Origin of the sequence: Curtobacterium sp. PhB191 (genome assembly GCF_004346515.1) — a bacterium.
In the GTDB taxonomy this organism is placed as follows: domain Bacteria; phylum Actinomycetota; class Actinomycetes; order Actinomycetales; family Microbacteriaceae; genus Curtobacterium.
The window spans coordinates 360,888-380,364 of record NZ_SMBV01000002.1 but is presented as its reverse complement, the minus strand read 5'-3'; the positions used below and the strand labels follow the sequence as shown (position 1 = coordinate 380,364).

The following is a 19,477-nucleotide window of genomic DNA, read 5'->3' as shown; positions in this document are numbered from 1 at the left end:
CGACGCTGAGGCCGCAGGGCCAGCGAGCGCCCCTCAGCCGGCCCGTGCCGCCAGGCGCTCGGATCGGCGCACTGCCTGCTCGTCCGGGTCCGGCACCGGCGCGGCCTGGATGAGTCGACGCGTGTAGGGGTCCTTCGGCGACCGGAGGATGGCGTCGCGACTCCCCTGCTCGGCGACCTTCCCGCCGTGCAGCACGACGACCCGGTCGCACAGCGTGTCGACCACGGCGAGGTCGTGGGTGACGAACAGGCACGCGAAGCCGAGGCGTTCCTGCAGCTCGCGGAAGACGTCGAGCACCCGCGCCTGCACCGAGACGTCGAGGGCGCTCGTCGGCTCGTCGGCGATGAGCAGTGCGGGGTCGAGAGCGACGGCGCGTGCGATCGCGACGCGCTGCCGTTGTCCGCCGGAGAGCTCGTGCGGGAAGCGCTCGCGGTACCCGCCGTCCAGGCCGACGTCGGCGAGCAGCCGGTCCACCCGTTCGTCGATCTGGGCCGACGGCAGGCGCAGGATCTGCCGGAGCGGCTCGGCGACGGTCTGTCCGACCGTGTAGCGCGGGTTGAGCGACCGGAGCGGGTTCTGGAAGACCACGCCGACGTGTCGCCGCATCTCCCGGCGCGCTGCTCGCCGGGCGACTGCCACGTCGGTGCCCTCGACGACGACCGAACCGGACGTGATCGGTGCGAGCCCCACGGCGGCGCGGCCGATGGTGGTCTTGCCGCTGCCGGACTCGCCCACGAGTCCGACGATCTCACCGCGACCGACCGTGAACGACACGTCGTCGACCGCGCGGAACCGCCCGCGCAGTGCACCGCCGTACTCGACCACGAGGTGCCGGACGTCGAGGACGATCGATGGAGCCTCCGTGACGGGGTCGACCCGCGCCTCCCGGCCGACCTCGGTGCCCATGCGTGGGACCGCAGCGAGCAGGTCACGGGTGTAGTCGGCGGACGGTGCGGCGAAGACCGCGGCGACGGTGCCCGTCTCGACGACGCGACCGCGGCGCATGACGACCACGCGGTCGGCGATGTCGGCGACGACGCCCATGTCGTGGGTGATGAGGAGGATCGCGGTGCCGGTGCGTCCGCGCAGCGCACGCAGGACGTCGAGCACCTCGGCCTGCACCGTGACGTCGAGTGCGGTCGTCGGCTCGTCGGCGATGAGCAGGTCGGGGTCGGCGGCGAGCGCCATCGCGATCATCACCCGCTGCGCCTGTCCGCCGGAGAGCTCGTGCGGGTACTGGCCGAGCCGGCGTTCGGGTTCCGGCACCTCGACGGCACGCAGGAGTTCGAGCGAACGGTGCCGGACGGCGGCGCGGTCGTGCGAGGCGTCGGCGCGGCGGACGGCCTCGGCCAGCTGGAACCCGACCGTGAACACCGGGTTGAGCGCGGCCGACGGGTCCTGGAAGATCATCGACACGCTGCGGCCGCGGACCCCGCGCAGGGTGCGCTCGTCGGTGCCGAGCACCTCGAGGTCGCCGAGCCGGATGCTGCCGGAGGACCGCGCGCCGTCCGGCGCGATCCCCATCGCCGTCATCGCGGTCATGCTCTTGCCGGATCCGGACTCCCCGACGACGGCGACGACCTCGCCGCGGCCGACGGTGAACGAGGCGTCGTCGACCGCGCGGACCTCGGCGCCGTCGACGTCGAAGGTCACGGACAGGTGGTCGACGGTCAGGACGTCGGTCATGGGGTCTCCGAGCGGTCGGTGCGGTCGCGGGCGGCCTTGAACGCCTCCCAGTCCTCGAGCATCTTGTGGTGGTGGCCCTGCAACCACTGCATGTAGTCGCGGCCGTTGAGCAGGCGCTCGCGGACCTCGGCGTCGACGTCGCCCGCCCCGGTGCGGCCGGCGTGCTCGACCACCGCCAGGCCGTGTCCGATGATGTCGCGCTGCCGGTCGAGGTACTTCCGTTCCCCGGCGAGCCAGGAGCCCCAGACGTCGGCCTCGGCGCGGAAGTAGTGGCTGCGCTCGCCGGCGACGATCTGCCGCTTCACGAACCCGGAGTCGACGAGCCGGCGCGTCGCCATCGAGACCGAACCCGAGCTGGCGCCGAGCGCGCGTTGGAGATCGGCGGAGGACGAGTGCGGCGCGCGGGTCATCATGAGGTAGCCGAGCACGCGGGCGTCGGTGAGCGCCATGCCAGCACCGTCGTTGAGCATGAGGGCGAACTCCTCGACGAACGCCTGACGCTCGGGTTCGAGCACGACGTCGTCGCGCCCGACACCGTCGTCGCTCACGGTGCCAGCCCTGCCGCGACCTCGGGCGACTCGGTCGGGATCGTCCACGGTTCCTCGGTCATGCCACCACCGGCGCGGATCGACCGGACGGTACGGTCGGCGTCGCGCGTGAAGGTGATGTCCTCGTCGACCGAGCCGAAGCGGTTGCCGTGCGTCATCCGGAGCGTGTCCGCGTCGACGACCTCGAGCCGGGTCGGGGTGTCGAGCGGTTCGGGTCCGGACGGGTCGACCTCGACGAGCCGGTCGCCGATGCGGGCGATGTCGCTGACGCCCCACGGGTTGGCGAAGCGTCCGGTGTACGCGGCGGTGTCGACGTCGTCGGGCACGGTGGTGCCCGGCGCGGACGTGTCCGCCGCGGCGTCGAGCATCTGCACGACGGCGGTGGCGATGAGGGTGGCGGGCCCGGCGGCGGCGCTCGTCATGACGGACACGACGAGTCCGGATGCCGGGTCGAACAGCGACTGCGTGATGTGCCCGGGGAACCCGCCCGAGTGGCCGCGGACGTCGCGCCCTCCGATGCGGTCGACGATGAACCCGGCGCCGTAGCCGCGGGCGGCCGGGTCGTCGGTGGCGCTCCAGGCCTTGCGCTGCGCGAGTCGCTTCGAGTGGTCGTCGAGCAGGCTGCCGGCCCCGATGACGTGCTGCGAGAAGTACTTGACCAGGTCGGAGGCGGTGCCGTGGAACCCGGTGGCGGCGGCCATGGCGTGGGTGTCCACGTGGTCGATGCGCTGCCGCTGCCGCGCGGTGTGGAACCCGGTGTACCCGACCACGAAGTCGTCGGCGCGCGTGGGGTCCCAGTCGGGGCCGGTGTTCCGCAGGCCCAGGGGTTCGGTGATCGACTCGCGGACGAAGTCGTTGTAGGACTGCCCGGAGACCGCGGCGATGACGAGCCCGAGCAGCGAGTAGCCGAGGTTCGAGTAGTTGAACGACGATCCGGTGGGGACCTTCTGCCCGCGGTCGAGCACGAGTGCCAGCAGCTCCTGCTCGTCGGGGAACGGGCGCAGGAGCGACCAGTAGTCGCCGTCGTGGCCGTCGCGGATGACCCCGGCGCCCATCTCCATGAGCTCACGGATCGTGGCGTCGGCGAGCGGGGAGCCGCCGTCGACCAGCGCCGGGATGTACGTGCCGACGGTGTCGTCGAGCCGGAGCGACCCGCGCTCGGCGAGCTGGAGCAGTGCCGTCGCGGTGAAGGTCTTCGAGTGCGAGGCGATGCGGAACAGGTCGGTGGTGGTCAGGCGACGCCCGGCCTCGACGTCGGCGTAGCCCCAGGCCTCGTCGAACAGCACCTCGCCGCCGAACCCGATGGCGACCTGCACGCCCGGCACCCGCAGCTGCCAGACCTTGTACGACACCCACTCGTGGATGTAGGGCAGGGTCTTCCGGTACGCGGAGAGGGTGTCGGTCACGGTGGTCCTTTCGAGAACGGTTCTGCAGCGAGTCTGGCGTGTCAGCGCCGACGCGGGTCGAGCGCGGCGCGCAGCGTGTCGCCGAGCGCGATGACGGAGAGCACCGTGACGGCGAGGAACGCCGCGGGTGCGATGAGCATGTGCGGGGCGCGGAGGAACTGCGACGTCGCGGCGGAGAGCTGCAGCCCCCACGAGATCGCCGGGCTCTCGAGCCCGATGCCGAGGTAGGTCAGCGACGACTCGGACACGATGACGCCGCCGACGGTGATGGTCGCGAGCACGAGCAGCGGCGAGATCGACGACGGCAGCACGTACCGGGTGGTGATCCGCCAGGTCGACAGCCCCATCGTGCGGGCGGCGAGCACGAACTCGGCGTTCCGCACGCTGCGGACGCTCGACCGCACGAGCCGGGCCATCGTCGGCCACCCGAACAGCGCGAGCACGAGCGACACCGTCAGCACGGACCGCTCCCCCACGCTGTTGAGCACCACGACGGCGCCGAGCAGGAACGGGAAGCCGAGGAACACGTCGGTCAGGCGGGCGAGCACGGCGTCGACCCAGCCGCCGACCATGCCGGCGATCGTCCCGACGACGACGGCGACCATGCCGGCGAGCACGGTGGTGAGCACCGCGACGGCGATCGACGACCGGGTGCCGTACACGACGTTGGCGTACACGTCGCAGCCCTGCAGGTCGAAGCCGAACGGGTGTCCGCTGGTCGGCGAGGCGCCGCTCTGCCCGAGGTCGCACACCCGGGGGTCGCCGTGGCCGAACAGTCCGGCGAACAGCTGCGGGAACGACGCGATGAGCAGCACGACGACCAGGACCGACGCGGGCACCCAGAAGCCCGGGGTACGGGCCGCGGCCAGCAGGGGTCGTCGTCGGCCGCCGACGACGGGTTCGACGGTGGCGCTGAGCGCTGAGGTGGTCATGCGGCTGCTCCGGTCCGGACGCGGGGGTCGAGGGCGGCGTGCAGCAGGTCGACGAGCACGCTCGTGACGAGGAACACCAGGATGAGCGCGGTCGAGATGCCGACGACGACGGCACCTTCGTGCGACCGGATGCCCTGGAACAGCAGGTTCCCGACGCCGGGCAGGTTGAAGATGCCCTCGATGATCACCGTGCCACCCATCAGGTACCCGAGGTCGGTCGCCAGGTAGGTGGCGGTGGGGATGAGCGAGTTCCGCATCACGTGCACGCCGACGATCCGACCGGGTGCGAGTCCCTTGGCCCGTGCGGTCCGGACGTAGTCGGCGTCGAGCGTCTCGATCATCGAGGTGCGGGTGAGCCGGGACACCGCCGCGAGCCCGAACAGCGCGATGACGAACGCCGGCAGGATGTACGCCGTCGGCCAGCCCGCTGTGACGCCGGCGACCGGGAACCAGTGCAGTCGCACCGAGAACACCAGCTGCAGGGCGACACCGAGGACGAACACGGGGATCGCACCGACGACGATGGTGCCGACCAGCACCGTCTTGTCGAGGGCGGTCCCGCGCTTCAGGGCGGAGAGCACCCCGAGCCCGATGCCCAGGACGATCTCGAGGGCCCACGCGGTGAGCGCCAGGGTGATTGTGACGGGCCACCGCGAGGCCATCTGCTCCCCGACGGACTGCCCGTTGAAGTCGGTGCCGAAGTCGCCGCGGAACAGCCCGCCGACGTACTGCACGTACTGCAGCCAGAGCGGCTGGTCCAGGTGGTACTCGGCCCGGAGCGTGCGGACGACCGCGTCGCTGAGCGGCCGGTCGCCGCCGAGCGCCCGGATCGGGTCACCGGGCAGCGCGAACGTCATCGCGTAGATGAGGAACGTCACCCCGAGGAACACGATGGCCAGGCCGCCGAGCCGGCGACCGACGGCGAGCGTCGGACGCATCACGCGCCTCCCGACACGGCCGCCGACACCGGACGGGAGGCACGGGTCGGGTCCGCCACGTGCGCCGCGCAGGCGAGGATCGCCCCGTACTGCACCCCCACCAGTTTCCGCACCGGGATCGGGTCCGCCTCGGTGGCGGCGTCGGCCTGCCAGTGCGCGTAGCGCTCCGCCAGGCGGTCGCGCAGTCGCCGGAGCGGCGCGGACGCCGTACCGGCGGTGGTCTCCGCCTCGAACGCGCGGAGCAGCATGCCGCCGTAGCGCAGCCGGAAGCAGCGGACCAGGTCCTCGCAGCCGAAGCGCTCCGCGACGGTGGCCCGCCGGTCGGCCGGCTCGCGGTCGGCCCGGCGGCGGTCGGTGTCCGCCGTGCCGGCGAGCATCGGCACGAAGGCCCGCGACGCCTCGAGGAACGGCGACGCGATCGACAGCATCGGCGACGCCTCGTCGAGCAGCTGCTGGAGTTCCTCGCCCGAGGCACCGAGCTCGGCGGAGCAGCGCCGCAGCAGGTCGGCGTACGACTCGTCGGTCGGGGTCTGGTCGTCGGCGTCCGGGTGGCTCCAGTACGGCAGTTCGGCCACCATGCACAGTGCTCCGTGCCGCATCGCCCACGCCGCGCTCGACGCACCGTGGATGTGCTCGCCCGGGTCGACCCCGAGTGCTTCGAGGTAGTCGTACGCGGTCTCGATCCCGTCCATCGCGAACACCGCGGGGGCGAGTTCGCGCAGGAACGGCGACTCGGGCTCCCCGGTGTCGAGCGGCAGCCCGAGCGCGGCGGGGACCGCGTGCAGGGTGTCGACGACGTCGGGCAGGTCCTCGGACAGGTAGTAGTAGACCCCGCCCATCTCGCCGTTGTGCAGCGACACCAACAGGTCCGGCTCGGTGTCGTCGATGAGCCGCATGAACGCGAGCGTCTCCGGCAGCACCTGGTCGAAGTACACTGACTTGTGGCTGTTCGGGAACGTCCACTCCACCTGGCTGTCCGGTGCCGGGCGGTAGAAGTGCCGCGAGTAGAACACCCGGTCGTGCGGGTCGTGGAACCACGCCTCGTTGAGCCGCATGCCGTCCGGGTCGATCGTCGGGACAATGTGCCAGGTGACGTCGAGCGCACGGGCGTCGTCGTCGGTGAGCACCGTCTCGGCGAGGTGCAGAGCCGTCCACGAACCGATCGGTTCGTTCGGGTGCACGCCGCCGACCACGACGGCGGCGTGCGACCCGGTGCCGATCCGGTAGGAGTGCAGTGGTTCGCCGAGCCGGCTGGTGCCGATCCGGGTGACCGTGACCTGGTCCGGGTGGGACGCTGCGAGCGCGTCGAACCGGGCGTGCAGGTCGTCGACGAGCGGGAAGCCGTCGTGGTCGGGGACCTCGGCCGCCAGGCGGAGGATGGTGCGCTGGTCCATGTGGTGGTGCCCTACTTCACGGCGATCTGCGCGACGACCGGGCTGCCGGCGACCGCGGGGAGCTTCGTGACCTTTTCGCTCGTGACGTACGAGTACTTGTCGAAGAAGGTCGGGACGACGGGGAAGTCCTCGAGCACGGCCTCCTGCGTCTTCGTGTAGTACTCGTTCGCCTCGTCCTGCGAGCCGGCCGAGTCGGCCTTCGCGAGCAGGGCATCGACGGTGTCGGACTGGTAGTACCCGGTGCAGGGCGAGCAGCCGCCGGCCAGGGTGAACAGGGCGCGGAGGGTGTTCTGCTGGCTGATGTACAGCGCACCCCAGTGACCGAAGTGCGGGCCGGCGACCTTCTTGTCCGTCAGCTCGGAGTAGTACGAGGCCCAGTCGGTGGTGGCCTTCGCGACGATGTCGACGCCGAGGTTCTGCCGGATCTGGTTGGCGTACGCCTCGTAGAGCGAGTCGAGGCCGCTGCCGCCGGGGTAGACGAGCGTGATCGTGCCGTCGAAGCCGCCGGACTTCGCCAGGAGCTTCTTCGCAGCGGCGGGGTCGAACTCGCACGCGTCGCCGCAGATGCCCTCTTCGGTGCCGGACATCGACGGGGGCGTGAGTGCGGTGGCGGGTTCGTACAGGCCGCCGTAGATGGCGGTGTTCACCTCGTCGCGGTCGATCGACATCGAGATCGCGCGACGGACGTCGGGGTCGGAGTACCGGTCGTCCCAGAGCGGGAAGCCGAGGTAGTCGATGCCCGGGGCGTCGAAGGAGTGCAGGCGGTCACCGAAGTCGGCCTTCGCGCTCGTCATCTTGTCGGTCGGCAGGAACAGCACATCGGCGTTGCCCGCGAGGACGTCGGTGTAGGCGGTGTTCATGTCGGAGTAGCTCCGGAACGTGACGTCCTTGGTGACCGGCTTCGTGCCCTCGTAGTCCTTCCACGCGGTGACGGTGAACTCCTTGTCCGCCTTCCACGCCGACTGCATCTCGTAGGGGCCGTTCCCGATCGGCTTCTCGTCGTACGCCTTCAGGTCGTCGTACGCGGCAGACGGCATCGGGTAGAACGCCGTCTGGGCCTGGCTGAGCTGCAGCGGGAACTGGCTGTCGGCGTGGGTGAGCGTCACCGTGAAGGTGTCCTTGCCGGTGACCTGCAGCCCCGACATCTCCTTCGTCTTCGGGGTGCCCTTCGCCGGGTTGAGGTCGGTGTACCCGACGATCGCGGCGAGCTGCCCGCTGTTCTCCCACGCGTTGGGTCCGTAGGCGACGTGGTTCCAGGCCTTCACGTAGCTCTCCGGGGTGACGGCCTCGCCGTTCTGGAACGTCCAGCCGTCCCGGAGGGTGATGGTCCATGTGGTGGCGTCGTCGCTCTCGACGCTCTTCGCGGCGACGTCGTGGAGCTCGCCCTTCGCGTCGGTCTGCGTCAGCGGCGCGAACAGGCTCTGCACCTGGTCGAACGCGACGGTCTGTCGTCCGGGCGTCAGGTGGTCGGGCTCGCCGGTGGCGTACACCAGGCTCGATCCGCCGGCGGAGTCGGCCGTGCCGCTCGCCGAACAGCCGGTCACCACGAGCGCCAGTGTGGCTGCCGTGGCCAGGGCGGCGATGGTCCTGCGTCGCATGGGGGTCTCCTCGGGTCGTCGTTGATGAGTGAAGCTAGGCCCGTTCGAGCACCCGGCACAATGCTTCTTTCAATGAACTCTGAAACTTTTACCGTTCTGAAACACTCGCGAAACGACAGGTGTCGCGCTCGACCGGGGCCGTGTGCCACGCTCGGACCATGCGGCACACACCCCACTTCCTGATGACGGACGTCGACGAGGTCAAGCGCCTCGTCGCCGGCAACCCGTGGGCCACGATCGTGTCGCACACCGACGCCGGGATCGTCGCGTCGCACTACCCGTTCCTGCTCGAGACACCCGGGCCGGACGACGACCCCGACCAGGTCGTCCTCGTCTCGCACGTCGGCCGCCCCGACGAACTCGCGCACGAACTCGGCCGCCACGAGGTCCTGGTCGTGGTGCAGGGTCCGCACGGCTACGTCTCCCCCGCCTGGTACCCGCCGGAGCAGTTCGTGCCGACCTGGAACCACGTCACCGCCCATCTGTGGGGCACGCCGGAGCTGCTGTCCGACGACGAGAACTTCCGGGTGCTCGGCGAGCTCGTCGACCACTTCGAGCGCGTCATGCCCGAGCCGGTGTCCCTCGAGATCGACGAGGAGACCGCGCGCCGGATGGCGAAGGGCACCGTCGGCATCCGCATCCGGGTCACCCGGTTCGACGCCCGTGCGAAGCTCTCCCAGAACAAGGCGCCGGAAGTCGTCGACCGCATCATCGCCGGCCTGCGCGGCGACGGCCCCTACGCGTCGCCGGCGCTCGCCGACGAGATGGAGCGAGCGCACGCTGCGCGCGCTGACGACCGGGAGGCTCGGTGATGGAGACCCTGCTCCGCACCGTCCGCAGGGTGGGCACCTCCGGGGCCCCCGCCGACGTCCGCATCACCGACGGCCTGGTCACCGAGATCGCGCCTGCCGGCACGCTCGACCCCGCCGGCCCCGACACCGAGGTCGTCGACGCCGCCGGCGCCTGGCTCGGCCCCGGCCTCCGCGACCACCACACGCACTTCGACCAGTGGGCCCTGGTGCGCCGCCGCGTCGACGTCTCCGGCTGCGACTCCGCGGAGTCGACCGCCGACCTCCTCGCCGCGGTCGCGCGGACCGGGGTGCCGGACCGCGTGCTGATCGGACACGGCTACCGCGACGGGTTGTGGCCGACCCCCGCACGACGCGAGCTGCTCGACCAGGCCGCACCGGGCCTCCCGACCGTCGTCATCAGCGGTGACCTGCACGCCGTCTGGTGCAACGCCCTCGCGCTCGCGCACTTCTCCGCACTCGTCGGCCGCTCGCTCGAGGCGGGTGACGACGGGATCCTGCGCGAGCAGGACGCCTTCGACGTGACCGGTGCGCTCTCGCAGGTGCCGGACGACCTGCTCGACGGGTACGTCGCCGACGCCGCGGAGGCCGCTGCCGCCCGCGGTGTGACGGGCATCGTCGACCTCGAGATGCGCTTCGGCCTCGACCGCTGGACGCGCCGGATCCACGCCGGCACCGACGCGCTCCGGGTGTCGTCCGGCGTCTACCCGGCGGAACTCGACGCCGTGATCGACCGCGGACTCCGCACCGGCGACGTCGTCGACCGGACCCGCGGCCTGCTCACGATGGGGCCGTTCAAGGTCGTCACCGACGGCTCGCTCGGCACCCGGACCGCGGCCATGGCCGACGGCTCCGGCGTACTGGCGTGGGAGTTCGACGACCTCGTCGCGATCACCCGCCGAGCCGTCGACGCCGGACTCGTCCCCGCGATCCACGCCATCGGCGACCGGGCGAACACCCTCGCGCTCGACGTCTTCGAAGCCGTCGGCGCTCGCGGCACCATCGAGCACGCGCAACTGCTCGTCGACACCGACGTCGACCGGTTCGCCAGGCTCGGGGTGGCCGCCTCGGTGCAGCCCGAGCACGCCATGGACGACCGCGACATCGCCGACCGGCACTGGGCGGGCCGCACCGACCGTGCCTTCGCGTTCGCGTCGCTCGCCCGAGCCGGTGCCCGGCTACTGCTCGGGTCGGACGCCCCCGTCGCGCCGCTCGACCCGTGGATCTCGATGGCGGCGGCCGTGGGACGCGACCGGGACGGCCGCGACCCGTGGCACCCCGCCGAACGACTCTCGGCGCTCGCCGCGTGGCAGGGGTCGACGGACGGTCGGGTCAGCGTCGCGGTCGGTGACGTCGCGGACCTGGTGCTCGTCGGGTCGGACCCGCTGGCAGCGTCGTCGTCCTCGTTGCGTTCGATGCGGGTGCTCGCGACCGCGATCGCCGGACGGTTCACGTACTGCGAACTCTGAAGCGCGCTACTTCTGGTCCTTCGGGCACCAGTAGAGCTTCCGGCCGGCCATGTCGGCCACCCGGATCTCGGTGCCGCACACCCGACAGGGCTCACCCTGGCGGTGGTAGACCCAGTGCCGGTCCTTGCGCGACCGCTGCGCCTTCTTGTACTCGGCGTCGGACAGGCCGTCCATCGTCATCATCAGGCCGTCGCGGACGCCGTCGTGCAGCAGCTTCGACCAGTCCGCCCACAGCGCCTTCGCCTGCTTGACGGTGATCTTCTTGCCGACCTTGTACGGGTCGATGCGCTGCCGGAACAGCAGTTCGGCCCGGTAGATGTTGCCGATGCCGCTCACCACGGACTGGTCCATGAGCAGCTGGCCGATGGCGACGTTCCGCTTCCGGACGTTGTCCACGAACGTCTTCTCGGCCTCGGGACCGTCGTCGTTCATCGGGTCGGGGCCGAGCTTGTCGAGGGCACGCTGCACCTCGGCCGGGGTCTCCACCACGCAGGCCGTCGGGCCGCGCAGGTCGGCGACGGTGTCCTCGGTCAGGATGCGGACGCGCACCTGACCGACGGGGTCCGGCGGGAACGATTCGATCGGGTCCTCGACCTTCTCCTGCTCGGCCATCCGGTACCGCGCCAGGCGGGGAGCACCGATGGACGTGAGCGATTCCTCGCCGTCGTCGTCGGCGGACAGCGCCGTGGCGGTCGACAGGTCGCCGGCGAAGTCCCACGCGCCGTAGAGCCCGAGGTGGACGCGCAGGAACAGATCACCCTCGAACTCGAGGAACATCTGCTTCGCCACCGCCCGGGCAGCGATCATCCGCTTGCCGTCGAGCTGCGCGGCCCCGGCGGCGAACCGCCCCTGCGGACTGGACACCTCGCAGCGCTTGCCGACGAAGTGCCGGGTGAACTGGTTGGCGATTCGGTGGACGGAGTGACCCTCGGGCATGGGACCTGTCTACTCGGCCGAGCCGTCGATCTGCTTGCCGGCGATGTGCCCCGTCTGCTCGTACTCGGCCAGCTGCGCGATGCGGCGTGCGTGACGCTCCTCGCCCGAGAACGGCTCGGCGATGAACAGGTCGACGAAGCGGATCGCTTCGTCCTCGGTGTGCTGGCGGGCACCGATCGAGATGACGTTGGCGTCGTTGTGCTGGCGTGCGAGGAGTGCGGTCGACTCGTTCCAGACGAGCGCTGCGCGGACACCCTCGACCTTGTTCGCGGCGATCTGCTCACCGTTGCCGGAGCCGCCGAACACGACGCCGAGCGCCTGGACGCCGGCCCGCTGGTCCTGCACCACGGCGTGCGCGGCGTTGATGCAGAACGAGGGGTAGTCGTCGAGCGCGTCGTACTCGGTCGGTCCGTGGTCCACGACCTCGTGCCCGGCTTCGGTCAGGTGCGTTGCGAGGGTCTGGTTGAACTCGAGGCCGGCGTGGTCCGTTCCGAGGTGGATGCGCATGGAACCGATCCTATTCCTGCGACTACTGCCCCCGGACCACCACGACGACGTACCGCGTGGGCCCCTCGCCCGGGTTCCGGTAGACCACGTCGGCGGGGTCACCGAGCTCGATCCGGTCCCCCGCGGCGAGCCGCGTCGGCTCGCCGCCGACGACGAGCTCGAGCACGCCGTCGACGACCCAGATGCAGTGCCGCAGGAACGCGTAGGCGGACGCCGGGTAGGCCACTTCGCGGCCGGCCGGGAGGCGCACCTCGGTGACGTCCGCGGGGAACGCCGCACTCGAGACCGGACGGCGGCGGTACCCGGTGTCGGGATCGGTCCAGGACTCCGCGGTCGCGCCGCGTTGGATGCCACGTGCGTCGTCGGGGTCGGTCGCCCTGGGCACCTCGTGCTCGAGGGCCTCGTCGAGGAGCTGCGAGATCGTCAGGCCGAAGGCGCCGGAGAGCCGGCCGAGGATCGTCGCGGTGGGGCTCGACACCCCGCGCTCGACGCGGTTGATCATCGCGCGGGAGACACCGGACTCCTCGGCGAGCTCGGTGAGGCTCCACTTGCGTTCGGTGCGCAGGCATTGGAGGCGCTCGCCGAGGGCCCGTTCCGCGAGACCCGGCTCGTCGTCTACGATGTGAGACATGACGACAGCATATGCGACGAACGGGACGGATCCGGTCGTGGTGCGCGATTGCGGACCCGGCGACCTCGACGTCGTGCACGCCCTGCACGTCGACGCCGTGCTGCACTCCACCGCCATCTGGCAGGAGACCCCGCACCCCCGCGCCTACTTCGACGGCTGGCTGGCCGAGCGGCAGGGCGACGGGTACCCCGTGCTCGTCGCCGAGGTCGACGGCACTGTGGCCGGGTACGCCACGTACTCGCAGTGGCGGCCGCACCACGGGTACCGGCTGACCGTCGAGCACAGCGTCTACGTGGTCGAGTCGTTCCGCGGTCGGGGCATCGCCTCGACCCTGATGCGATCGCTCGTCGAGCGGGCGACCGCCGAGGGCCGGCACGTCATGATGGCCGGGATCTGCAGCACGAACACCGGGTCGATCGCCCTGCACGAGAAGCTCGGGTTCAGCACGGTCGCGGTCGTGCCCGAGGTCGGACGCAAGTTCGACCGCTGGCTGGACCTGACGCTCATGCGCCTGCCGCTCGCCTGACGCGACCCGAGGGGCGGGGGCGAGCCGCGCCTCCCGTCCGCTTGCCGGAGCGTCAGGCGGTGGTGTCGAAGATCGGGCCGACGGTACGCGAGCGCTTGAGCTCGAAGAAGCCGGGGTACTTCGCCACGGCGACGACGCCGTCCCACAGGTCGAGCGCTTCCTGGCCCTTGGGTGCCGGGGAGATGACCGGGCCGAAGAACGCGGTGCCGGCGACGGCGATGACGGGCGTGCCGACGTCCTGTCCGACGCGGTCGATGCCGTCCTGGTGGCTGACGCGCACGGCGGCGTCGACCTCGTCCGTCCAGGCGTACTCGAGCAGGTCGGCGTCGAGGCCGAGCTCCGCGAGCACGGCGGGGACCACCTGGTCGGGGTCCTGCTCCTGGCGGTGGTGGATGTGCTCACCGAGGGCGTCGTAGAGCGGCTTCACGATGTCCTGGCCGAGCCGGAGCCGCGCCGCCGTGACGATGCGCGGGTAGAGCTGCCCCTTGTGGATGCGCTCGCGGTACTCGTCGGGGATGTCCTGGTCCTCGTTCAGGACGAACAGGCTCATCACCTTCCACGTGACGTCGAGGTCGCGGTGCTCGGCGACCTCGCCCACCCAGCGGCTCGTCATCCAGGCCCAGGGGCAGTTCGGGTCGAACCAGAACTCCACGGTGGTGCGTTCGGTCGGGTGTTCCGTCGTGTGTTCCGTCGTCTTGTCCACAGTCGTCTCGCTCACGCTCCGAGCGTACGCGGCGTCGCTAGGCTGGGGATGACCGTCCCGCCGGTGCACGACGCCGTGCCGGGACTCCCCCTCGCGGACCACGATCGTCCGCGTCCTCAGCGAAGATGGAGCGTTGCGTGCCCGGAGAGAACCTCACCAGAACCGAAGCCCAGGAACGTGCCGGCATCGTCAGCGTGCAGACGTACGACGTCGAGCTCGACCTGACCCGCGGCGCCGAGACGTTCGGCAGCACCACCCGCGTGCGCTTCACCGCGACCGCCGGTGCGTCCACGTTCATCGACGCGATCACGAAGACCGTGCACTCCGTCACCCTGAACGGCACCGCGCTCGACGTCGCCGCGGTGAACGACGGCGTCCGCATCCAGCTCGACGACCTGCAGGAGCAGAACGAGCTCGTGGTCGTCAGCGACGCGCTGTACACGAACACCGGCGAGGGCCTGCACCGCTTCGTCGACCCCGTGGACGACGAGGTGTACCTGTACTCCCAGTTCGAGGTCCCCGACTCGCGCCGCATGTTCGCGGTGTTCGAGCAGCCCGACCTCAAGGCCCAGTTCTCCTTCACCGTGACGGCGCCGTCACGGTGGCAGGTCGTGTCGAACTCCCCGACGCCCGAGCCCCACGTCGACGGTGAGAACGCGACCTGGGCCTTCCCGCCCACCGCGACCATCTCGAGCTACATCACCGCGCTCATCGCCGGCCCGTACGAGGTCGTCCGCGACGAACTGACGAGCAGCGACGGCCGCACCATCCCGCTCGGCGTCTTCGCGCGCAAGTCGCTGGCCGAGTACCTCGACCCCGAGTACGTGTTCGAGACCACCAAGAAGGGCTTCGCCTACTACGAGGAGAAGTTCGACGTCCCGTACCCGTTCGAGAAGTACGACCAGCTCTTCGTGCCGGAGTTCAACGCCGGCGCGATGGAGAACGCGGGCGCGGTCACGTTCACCGAGACCTACGTCTTCCGCTCGAAGGTGACCGACGCCATCAAGGAGCGCCGGGTCGTCACGATCCTGCACGAGCTCGCGCACATGTGGTTCGGCGACCTCGTCACCATGAAGTGGTGGAACGACCTGTGGCTGAACGAGTCGTTCGCCGAGTGGGCCTCCACGATCGCCACCGCCGAGGCCACCGAGTGGACCGAGGCCTGGACCACGTTCCAGGCGATGGAGAAGTCCTGGGCCTACCGCCAGGACCAGCTCCCCTCGACCCACCCGATCGTCGCGACGATCAACGACCTCGAGGACGTCCAGGTCAACTTCGACGGCATCACGTACGCCAAGGGCGGTTCCGTCCTGAAGCAGCTCGTGGCGTGGGTCGGCATCGACGCGTTCTTCGCCGGCGTCTCGTTCTACTTCAAGAAGCACCACCACTCGAACACCGAGCTGCGTGACCTGCTCGTCGAGCTCGAGGCCACCAGCGGCCGTGACCTGTCCGAGTGGTCGAAGCTCTGGCTCGAGACCGCGGGCGTCAACACGCTCCGCCCGGAGATCGAGGTCGACGCGTCCGGCGCGATCACCGCGTTCGCCGTCCTGCAGGAAGCGCCGGCCGACTACCCGACGCTCCGCCCGCACCGACTCGCCATCGGCGTCTACTCCTTCGGGACGGACGACTCCGCGCCGTTCGGTGCCGACACCGCGTCGTCCGGCGGCAAGCTCGTGCGCGTGCACCGCGTCGAGATCGACGTCGACGGCGCACGCACCGAGGTCCCCGAGCTCGTCGGCGTGCAGCGCGGCGATCTCGTGCTCCTCAACGACGACGACCTGGCCTACGCCAAGATCCGTCTCGACGAGCAGTCCCGCACGACGGCGATCGAGCACCTCGCGGCCATCGCGAACCCGCTCGCGCGCTCCATCGTGTGGGGTGCGATGTGGGATGCCACGCGCGACGCCGAATCGCCCGCCAGCGACTACGTCCGGCTCGCGCTCGGCAACATCGCGACCGAGTCCGAGTCGACGACCATCCGCACGACCCTGTCGCAGCTGCTCCTGACGACGCGCAACTACGTGGCGCCGTCGAAGGTCGACGCCACGGTCCGCACGGTGGGCGAGACGCTCTGGCAGCTCGCGGCCTCGGCCGAGGCCGGGTCGGACGCCCAGTTCCAGTTCGTGAAGTTCTTCGCACAGATCGCGTCGACGCCCGAGCACGTCGCCACCCTGCAGGGGCTGCGCGACGGTTCGGTCACACTGAACGGGCTCGAGATCGACACCGACCTGCGCTGGGAGCTGCTCGAGGGCCTCGTGCTCGCCGGTGCCGCCTCCGATGCCGAGGTCGACGCCGAACTCGCGGCCGACAAGACCGCGTCGGGTGAGCAGGCCGCGGCCCGCGCCCGTGCGACGATCCCGACCGCCGAGGGCAAGCTGGCCGCCTTCGCGTCGCTCGTCGACTCCTCCGAGCTGCCGAACGCGATCGTGCGCCAGACCACGGTCGGGTTCCAGCACGTGAACAGCCCCGTCGTGCTCGAAGGCCTCGTGCCGAAGTACTTCGAGGTACTCACCCGCATCTGGGCCGAGCGCAGCTACCACATGGCCGACACCATCGTCTCGGGCCTGTACCCGGCGCCGCTCGCGTCGGCCGAGCTCCGCGACGCCGCCCACGCGTGGCTCGAGGCGCACCCGGAGACCCCGGCGCTGCGTCGCATCGTGTCCGAGAGCGTCGCGGGCACGGAGCGTGCGCTCCGTGTGCAGGCTGCCGACGCCTGAGTCGCTCGTGAACACGGGCGGGGCCTCGGCGTTCCTCATGGAACGCCGAGGCCCCGCCCTCTAGCATCGACCGGATCATGAGCCTCGCTGCAACCACCGATGAGACCACGAAGGCCGTCTCCAACGCCTTCACCGACTTCGTCACCACCTGGCACGACGCGATCGTCATCGTGATCACGATCCTCGTCGCGATCATCCTCCGGCTGATCCTGCGCCGAGTGATCCGTCAGGTCGTCGACCGCGTCGTCTCCGGCGTCAAGAAGCGACAGGGAGCGACCGACACGCAGGCGCTCATCGCGTCGCCGGTGCAGACCGCACGCGTCGTGCAGCGCACCCGCACACTCGGGAGCGTCCTGCAGAACCTGGCCACGGTCATCGTCGTGGTGATCGCCCTGGTCGTGATCATCCCGCTCCTGGTGCCGAACGCCGCCGTCGGCATCGTCGGTGGCGCGTCGCTCGTCGCCGCGGGCCTCGCCGTCGGCGCACAGTCGATCGTGAAGGACCTGCTCTCCGGCATCTTCATGATCCTCGAGGACCAGGCCGGCGTCGGCGACGTCGTCGACACCGGGCAGGCCACGGGCGTCGTCGAGAACGTCGGGCTCCGTGTCATGCAGGTGCGCGACGTCAACGGGATCCTGTGGTTCGTGCCGAACGGGCAGATCCTGCGCGTCGGCAACCTGTCCCAGGGCTGGTCGCGGGTCCTCGTCGACATCACCGTCCCCTACGACACCGACATCGACGCCGTGCAGGACGCCCTGCTCGCGGCCGCCGTCACCATGTCGCAGGAGCCCCGCTGGCGCCAGCGCATCGTCGAGAAGCCGGAGATCTGGGGGCTGCAGTCGGTCTCCCCCGACGGCATGGTGTTCCGGCTCGTCGTGAAGACCCGCGCCTCCGAACTCGACGTCGTCGGCCGCGAACTCCGCGCCCGCCTGAAGCACGCCGTCGACGAGATCGGAGTCACCCTGCCGGCGATGGCGATGATCATGCCCGAGGGCTGGGAGAACGCGACCTCGATCAACGGGCTGCGGTCGGTGCAGACGCGTCCCACCCCGGCGCCGACCAAGCCGCGCCGCCCCAAGCGCAACGTGCTCGGGCAACCCATCCGGACCGACGACCACCACGACGGCGGGAAGGACCCCCAGTGACCGATCCCACACCTCCGAGCAGCGGTCCCGGCGGGGCTGGTCTCGGCGTGCCTGGCGTGCCGGGTGTTCCGGCGCAGCCCATCACGCTTCGCGTCGGCGAGCACGGCGTCTCGGCCACCGGCTCGCTCTTCGACCGCATTGGCGGCGCCCCGACCTTCGACCGGCTCGTCCGCCGGTTCTACGAGGGCGTGCAGCAGGACGACGTCATCTGGCCGATGTACCCGGCCGACGACCTCGAGGGCGCGATCTGGCGCCTGTCGGCCTTCCTGCAGCAGTACTGGGGCGGGCCGGGCACCTACAGCGAGGAGCGCGGACACCCCCGGCTCCGGATGCGGCACAACCCGTTCCGCATCACGTCCGAGGCCCGCGAGCGCTGGCTGCACCACATGCGTGAGGCCGTCGAGTCCCTGCAGCTCGCACCCCTCGACGAGGCCGAGCTCTGGGCGTACCTCGACCGCGCCGCGCACGCCATGACGAACACCTTCGACTGACGCCTGCCCTTCAGCCGCCCAGGTTCCGGCTGTCGTCCAGGTTCCGACTGCCGTTCAGGTTCCGAAATCTGCACATCTCGGCGCCGCCTCGTCCCGTTCGTGGAACCTCGGCGAACGGTGCGCGGCATGTTGTGGAACCTCGGCGGCGCTGACGCCGTCGTCGAGGGCCGTTCGTCGTCCTCAGCGCGCGTACGAGCCGGTGGCGAGGTCCTGGACCAAGGACGGGTGCGTCGGGTTCCAGCCGAAGGCGGAGCGGGCGTGGGCTCCGGACGCCTCCTGGTGCAGGAGCAGCGCGTCGGCGAAGGCCCCGCCGAGTCGCTCGCGCGAAGCATCGACGCTCTCGGCGACGACCGGTGCGCCGTGCGCTCCCGCTTCGGCGAGTTCGCGCACCGTCGGGTTGTCCCCGGTCGCGGCGACGATGTACCCGTCCTGCTCGGCACGCTCCAGCGCGAGGACGTAGAGCTCGCCGAGGTCGTCGACGTGCACCGTGGTCCAGCGCTGCGAGCCGTCACCGACCAGCGTGACCGGCTGGGTGCCGTCGCTGACGAACATCGCGGGGATGCCGGCACCTCGCCCGTACACGATGCCCGGGGCGACGATCGTGGTCCGCACGTCGCTCGCCCGCACGGCAGCCTCGTTCGCCGTGCGCCACGACGTCAGCTCGGGCGGATCGATCGGCGACTGCTCGGAGATGTCCGTCGAGTTGCCGAACGTGAAGATGCCGCCGGTGTGCACGAACGGCTTCGGTGTGCCGGCGGACGCGCGCAGGACTGTCGCGGTGAAGTCCGGGTCGACGTCGGGCGCGGACGCCGTGTGGACGACGCCATCGGTCTCGTGCACCAGTCGTTCGACGACCTCGGTGTCGGTGACGTCCCCGACGATGGCGTGCCCACCGGCGTCACGCACGTGCTGCGCCTTCTCGTCGGAGCGGACGATGGCGGTCACCTCGTGCCCGTGGGCGACGAGGGCGCGGAGGACGGAAGAGCCGATGTACCCGGACGCACCGGTGAGCAAGACCTGCATGCGGCCAGCCAACCACCT

The 19,477-nt window shown here is 70.7% G+C and carries 18 protein-coding genes; 6 read left to right on the top strand and 12 right to left on the bottom strand.

Annotated features, from left to right (window positions below; all coding sequences use genetic code 11):
- Window positions 1-33: 33 nt before the first annotated feature.
- From EDF48_RS04980 to EDF48_RS04950, 7 genes are read right to left on the bottom strand one after another with little or no spacing between them, the layout of a single operon-like run.
- A complete protein-coding gene (locus tag EDF48_RS04980; RefSeq protein ID WP_131878489.1) occupies window positions 34-1,686 on the bottom strand; it encodes an ABC transporter ATP-binding protein in 1,653 nt (550 codons plus the stop codon).
- Window positions 1,683-2,234, bottom strand: coding sequence for a MarR family transcriptional regulator (locus tag EDF48_RS04975; protein ID WP_131878487.1), 552 nt, complete (start codon window positions 2,232-2,234; stop codon window positions 1,683-1,685). The genes EDF48_RS04980 and EDF48_RS04975 overlap by 4 nt, the downstream gene beginning before the upstream one ends.
- A complete protein-coding gene (locus tag EDF48_RS04970; RefSeq protein ID WP_243698038.1) occupies window positions 2,231-3,640 on the bottom strand; it encodes a serine hydrolase in 1,410 nt (469 codons plus the stop codon). The genes EDF48_RS04975 and EDF48_RS04970 overlap by 4 nt, the downstream gene beginning before the upstream one ends.
- 41 nt (window positions 3,641-3,681) lie before the next feature.
- Complete coding sequence (locus EDF48_RS04965) at window positions 3,682-4,572, bottom strand: ABC transporter permease (RefSeq protein ID WP_123938873.1); 891 nt, start codon at window positions 4,570-4,572, stop codon at window positions 3,682-3,684.
- On the bottom strand, window positions 4,569-5,510 hold the full coding sequence (locus EDF48_RS04960) for an ABC transporter permease (RefSeq protein ID WP_123293990.1): 942 nt from the start codon (window positions 5,508-5,510) through the stop codon (window positions 4,569-4,571). Before EDF48_RS04960 ends, EDF48_RS04965 begins: the two co-directional genes overlap by 4 nt.
- The gene (locus tag EDF48_RS04955; RefSeq protein WP_131878485.1) at window positions 5,510-6,904 is read right to left on the bottom strand and encodes a M14 family zinc carboxypeptidase; all 1,395 of its coding nucleotides are present in this window, start codon (window positions 6,902-6,904) and stop codon (window positions 5,510-5,512) included. Before EDF48_RS04955 ends, EDF48_RS04960 begins: the two co-directional genes overlap by 1 nt.
- An 11-nt stretch (window positions 6,905-6,915) precedes the next feature.
- Window positions 6,916-8,502 carry an ABC transporter substrate-binding protein gene (locus EDF48_RS04950; protein WP_243698037.1) on the bottom strand — a complete coding sequence of 529 codons (1,587 nt, stop codon included), beginning with the start codon at window positions 8,500-8,502 and terminating at the stop codon, window positions 6,916-6,918.
- Window positions 8,503-8,660: 158 nt separating this feature from the next.
- On the opposite strand from EDF48_RS04950, the gene EDF48_RS04945 reads away from it, so the two are divergent.
- Together EDF48_RS04945 and EDF48_RS04940 are read left to right on the top strand one after the other, a co-directional pair.
- The gene (locus EDF48_RS04945; protein WP_131878483.1) at window positions 8,661-9,314 is read left to right on the top strand and encodes an FMN-binding negative transcriptional regulator; all 654 of its coding nucleotides are present in this window, start codon (window positions 8,661-8,663) and stop codon (window positions 9,312-9,314) included.
- Window positions 9,314-10,780, top strand: a complete 1,467-nt coding sequence (locus EDF48_RS04940; RefSeq protein WP_131878481.1) for an amidohydrolase family protein — start codon at window positions 9,314-9,316, stop codon at window positions 10,778-10,780. The genes EDF48_RS04945 and EDF48_RS04940 overlap by 1 nt, the downstream gene beginning before the upstream one ends.
- A gap of 6 nt (window positions 10,781-10,786) precedes the next feature.
- Here EDF48_RS04940 and EDF48_RS04935 read toward each other — a convergent pair whose 3' ends face one another.
- From EDF48_RS04935 to EDF48_RS04925, 3 genes are read right to left on the bottom strand one after another with little or no spacing between them, the layout of a single operon-like run.
- Window positions 10,787-11,716, bottom strand: coding sequence for a DNA-formamidopyrimidine glycosylase family protein (locus EDF48_RS04935; RefSeq protein ID WP_123293993.1), 930 nt, complete (start codon window positions 11,714-11,716; stop codon window positions 10,787-10,789).
- Window positions 11,717-11,725: 9 nt separating this feature from the next.
- Window positions 11,726-12,223, bottom strand: coding sequence for a ribose-5-phosphate isomerase (locus EDF48_RS04930; RefSeq protein WP_123293994.1), 498 nt, complete (start codon window positions 12,221-12,223; stop codon window positions 11,726-11,728).
- Between the two features lie 22 nt (window positions 12,224-12,245).
- A complete protein-coding gene (locus tag EDF48_RS04925; RefSeq protein ID WP_131878479.1) occupies window positions 12,246-12,854 on the bottom strand; it encodes an XRE family transcriptional regulator in 609 nt (202 codons plus the stop codon).
- Here EDF48_RS04925 and EDF48_RS04920 point away from each other — a divergent pair.
- Entirely contained in the window at window positions 12,853-13,380 is a 528-nt protein-coding gene (locus EDF48_RS04920; RefSeq protein ID WP_131878477.1) for a GNAT family N-acetyltransferase, read from the top strand. The genes EDF48_RS04925 and EDF48_RS04920 overlap by 2 nt on opposite strands.
- Before the next feature lie 52 nt (window positions 13,381-13,432).
- Here EDF48_RS04920 and EDF48_RS04915 read toward each other — a convergent pair whose 3' ends face one another.
- The gene (locus tag EDF48_RS04915) at window positions 13,433-14,098 is read right to left on the bottom strand and encodes a DsbA family protein (protein ID WP_131878475.1); all 666 of its coding nucleotides are present in this window, start codon (window positions 14,096-14,098) and stop codon (window positions 13,433-13,435) included.
- A 122-nt stretch (window positions 14,099-14,220) separates the two neighbouring features.
- On the opposite strand from EDF48_RS04915, the gene pepN reads away from it, so the two are divergent.
- From pepN to EDF48_RS04900, 3 genes are all read left to right on the top strand, one after another.
- On the top strand, window positions 14,221-16,800 hold the full coding sequence (pepN, locus tag EDF48_RS04910) for an aminopeptidase N (RefSeq protein WP_131878473.1): 2,580 nt from the start codon (window positions 14,221-14,223) through the stop codon (window positions 16,798-16,800).
- 77 nt (window positions 16,801-16,877) lie between these two features.
- Window positions 16,878-17,945, top strand: a complete 1,068-nt coding sequence (locus tag EDF48_RS04905) for a mechanosensitive ion channel domain-containing protein (RefSeq protein ID WP_123938881.1) — start codon at window positions 16,878-16,880, stop codon at window positions 17,943-17,945.
- Complete coding sequence (locus EDF48_RS04900; protein WP_279432377.1) at window positions 17,942-18,436, top strand: globin; 495 nt, start codon at window positions 17,942-17,944, stop codon at window positions 18,434-18,436. Before EDF48_RS04905 ends, EDF48_RS04900 begins: the two co-directional genes overlap by 4 nt.
- Window positions 18,437-18,616: 180 nt before the next feature.
- On the opposite strand, the gene EDF48_RS04895 is transcribed toward EDF48_RS04900, so the two are convergent.
- Window positions 18,617-19,459: an NAD-dependent epimerase/dehydratase family protein gene (locus tag EDF48_RS04895; RefSeq protein ID WP_131878471.1), complete on the bottom strand. Its 843-nt coding sequence runs from the start codon at window positions 19,457-19,459 to the stop codon at window positions 18,617-18,619.
- Window positions 19,460-19,477: the final 18 nt, after the last annotated feature.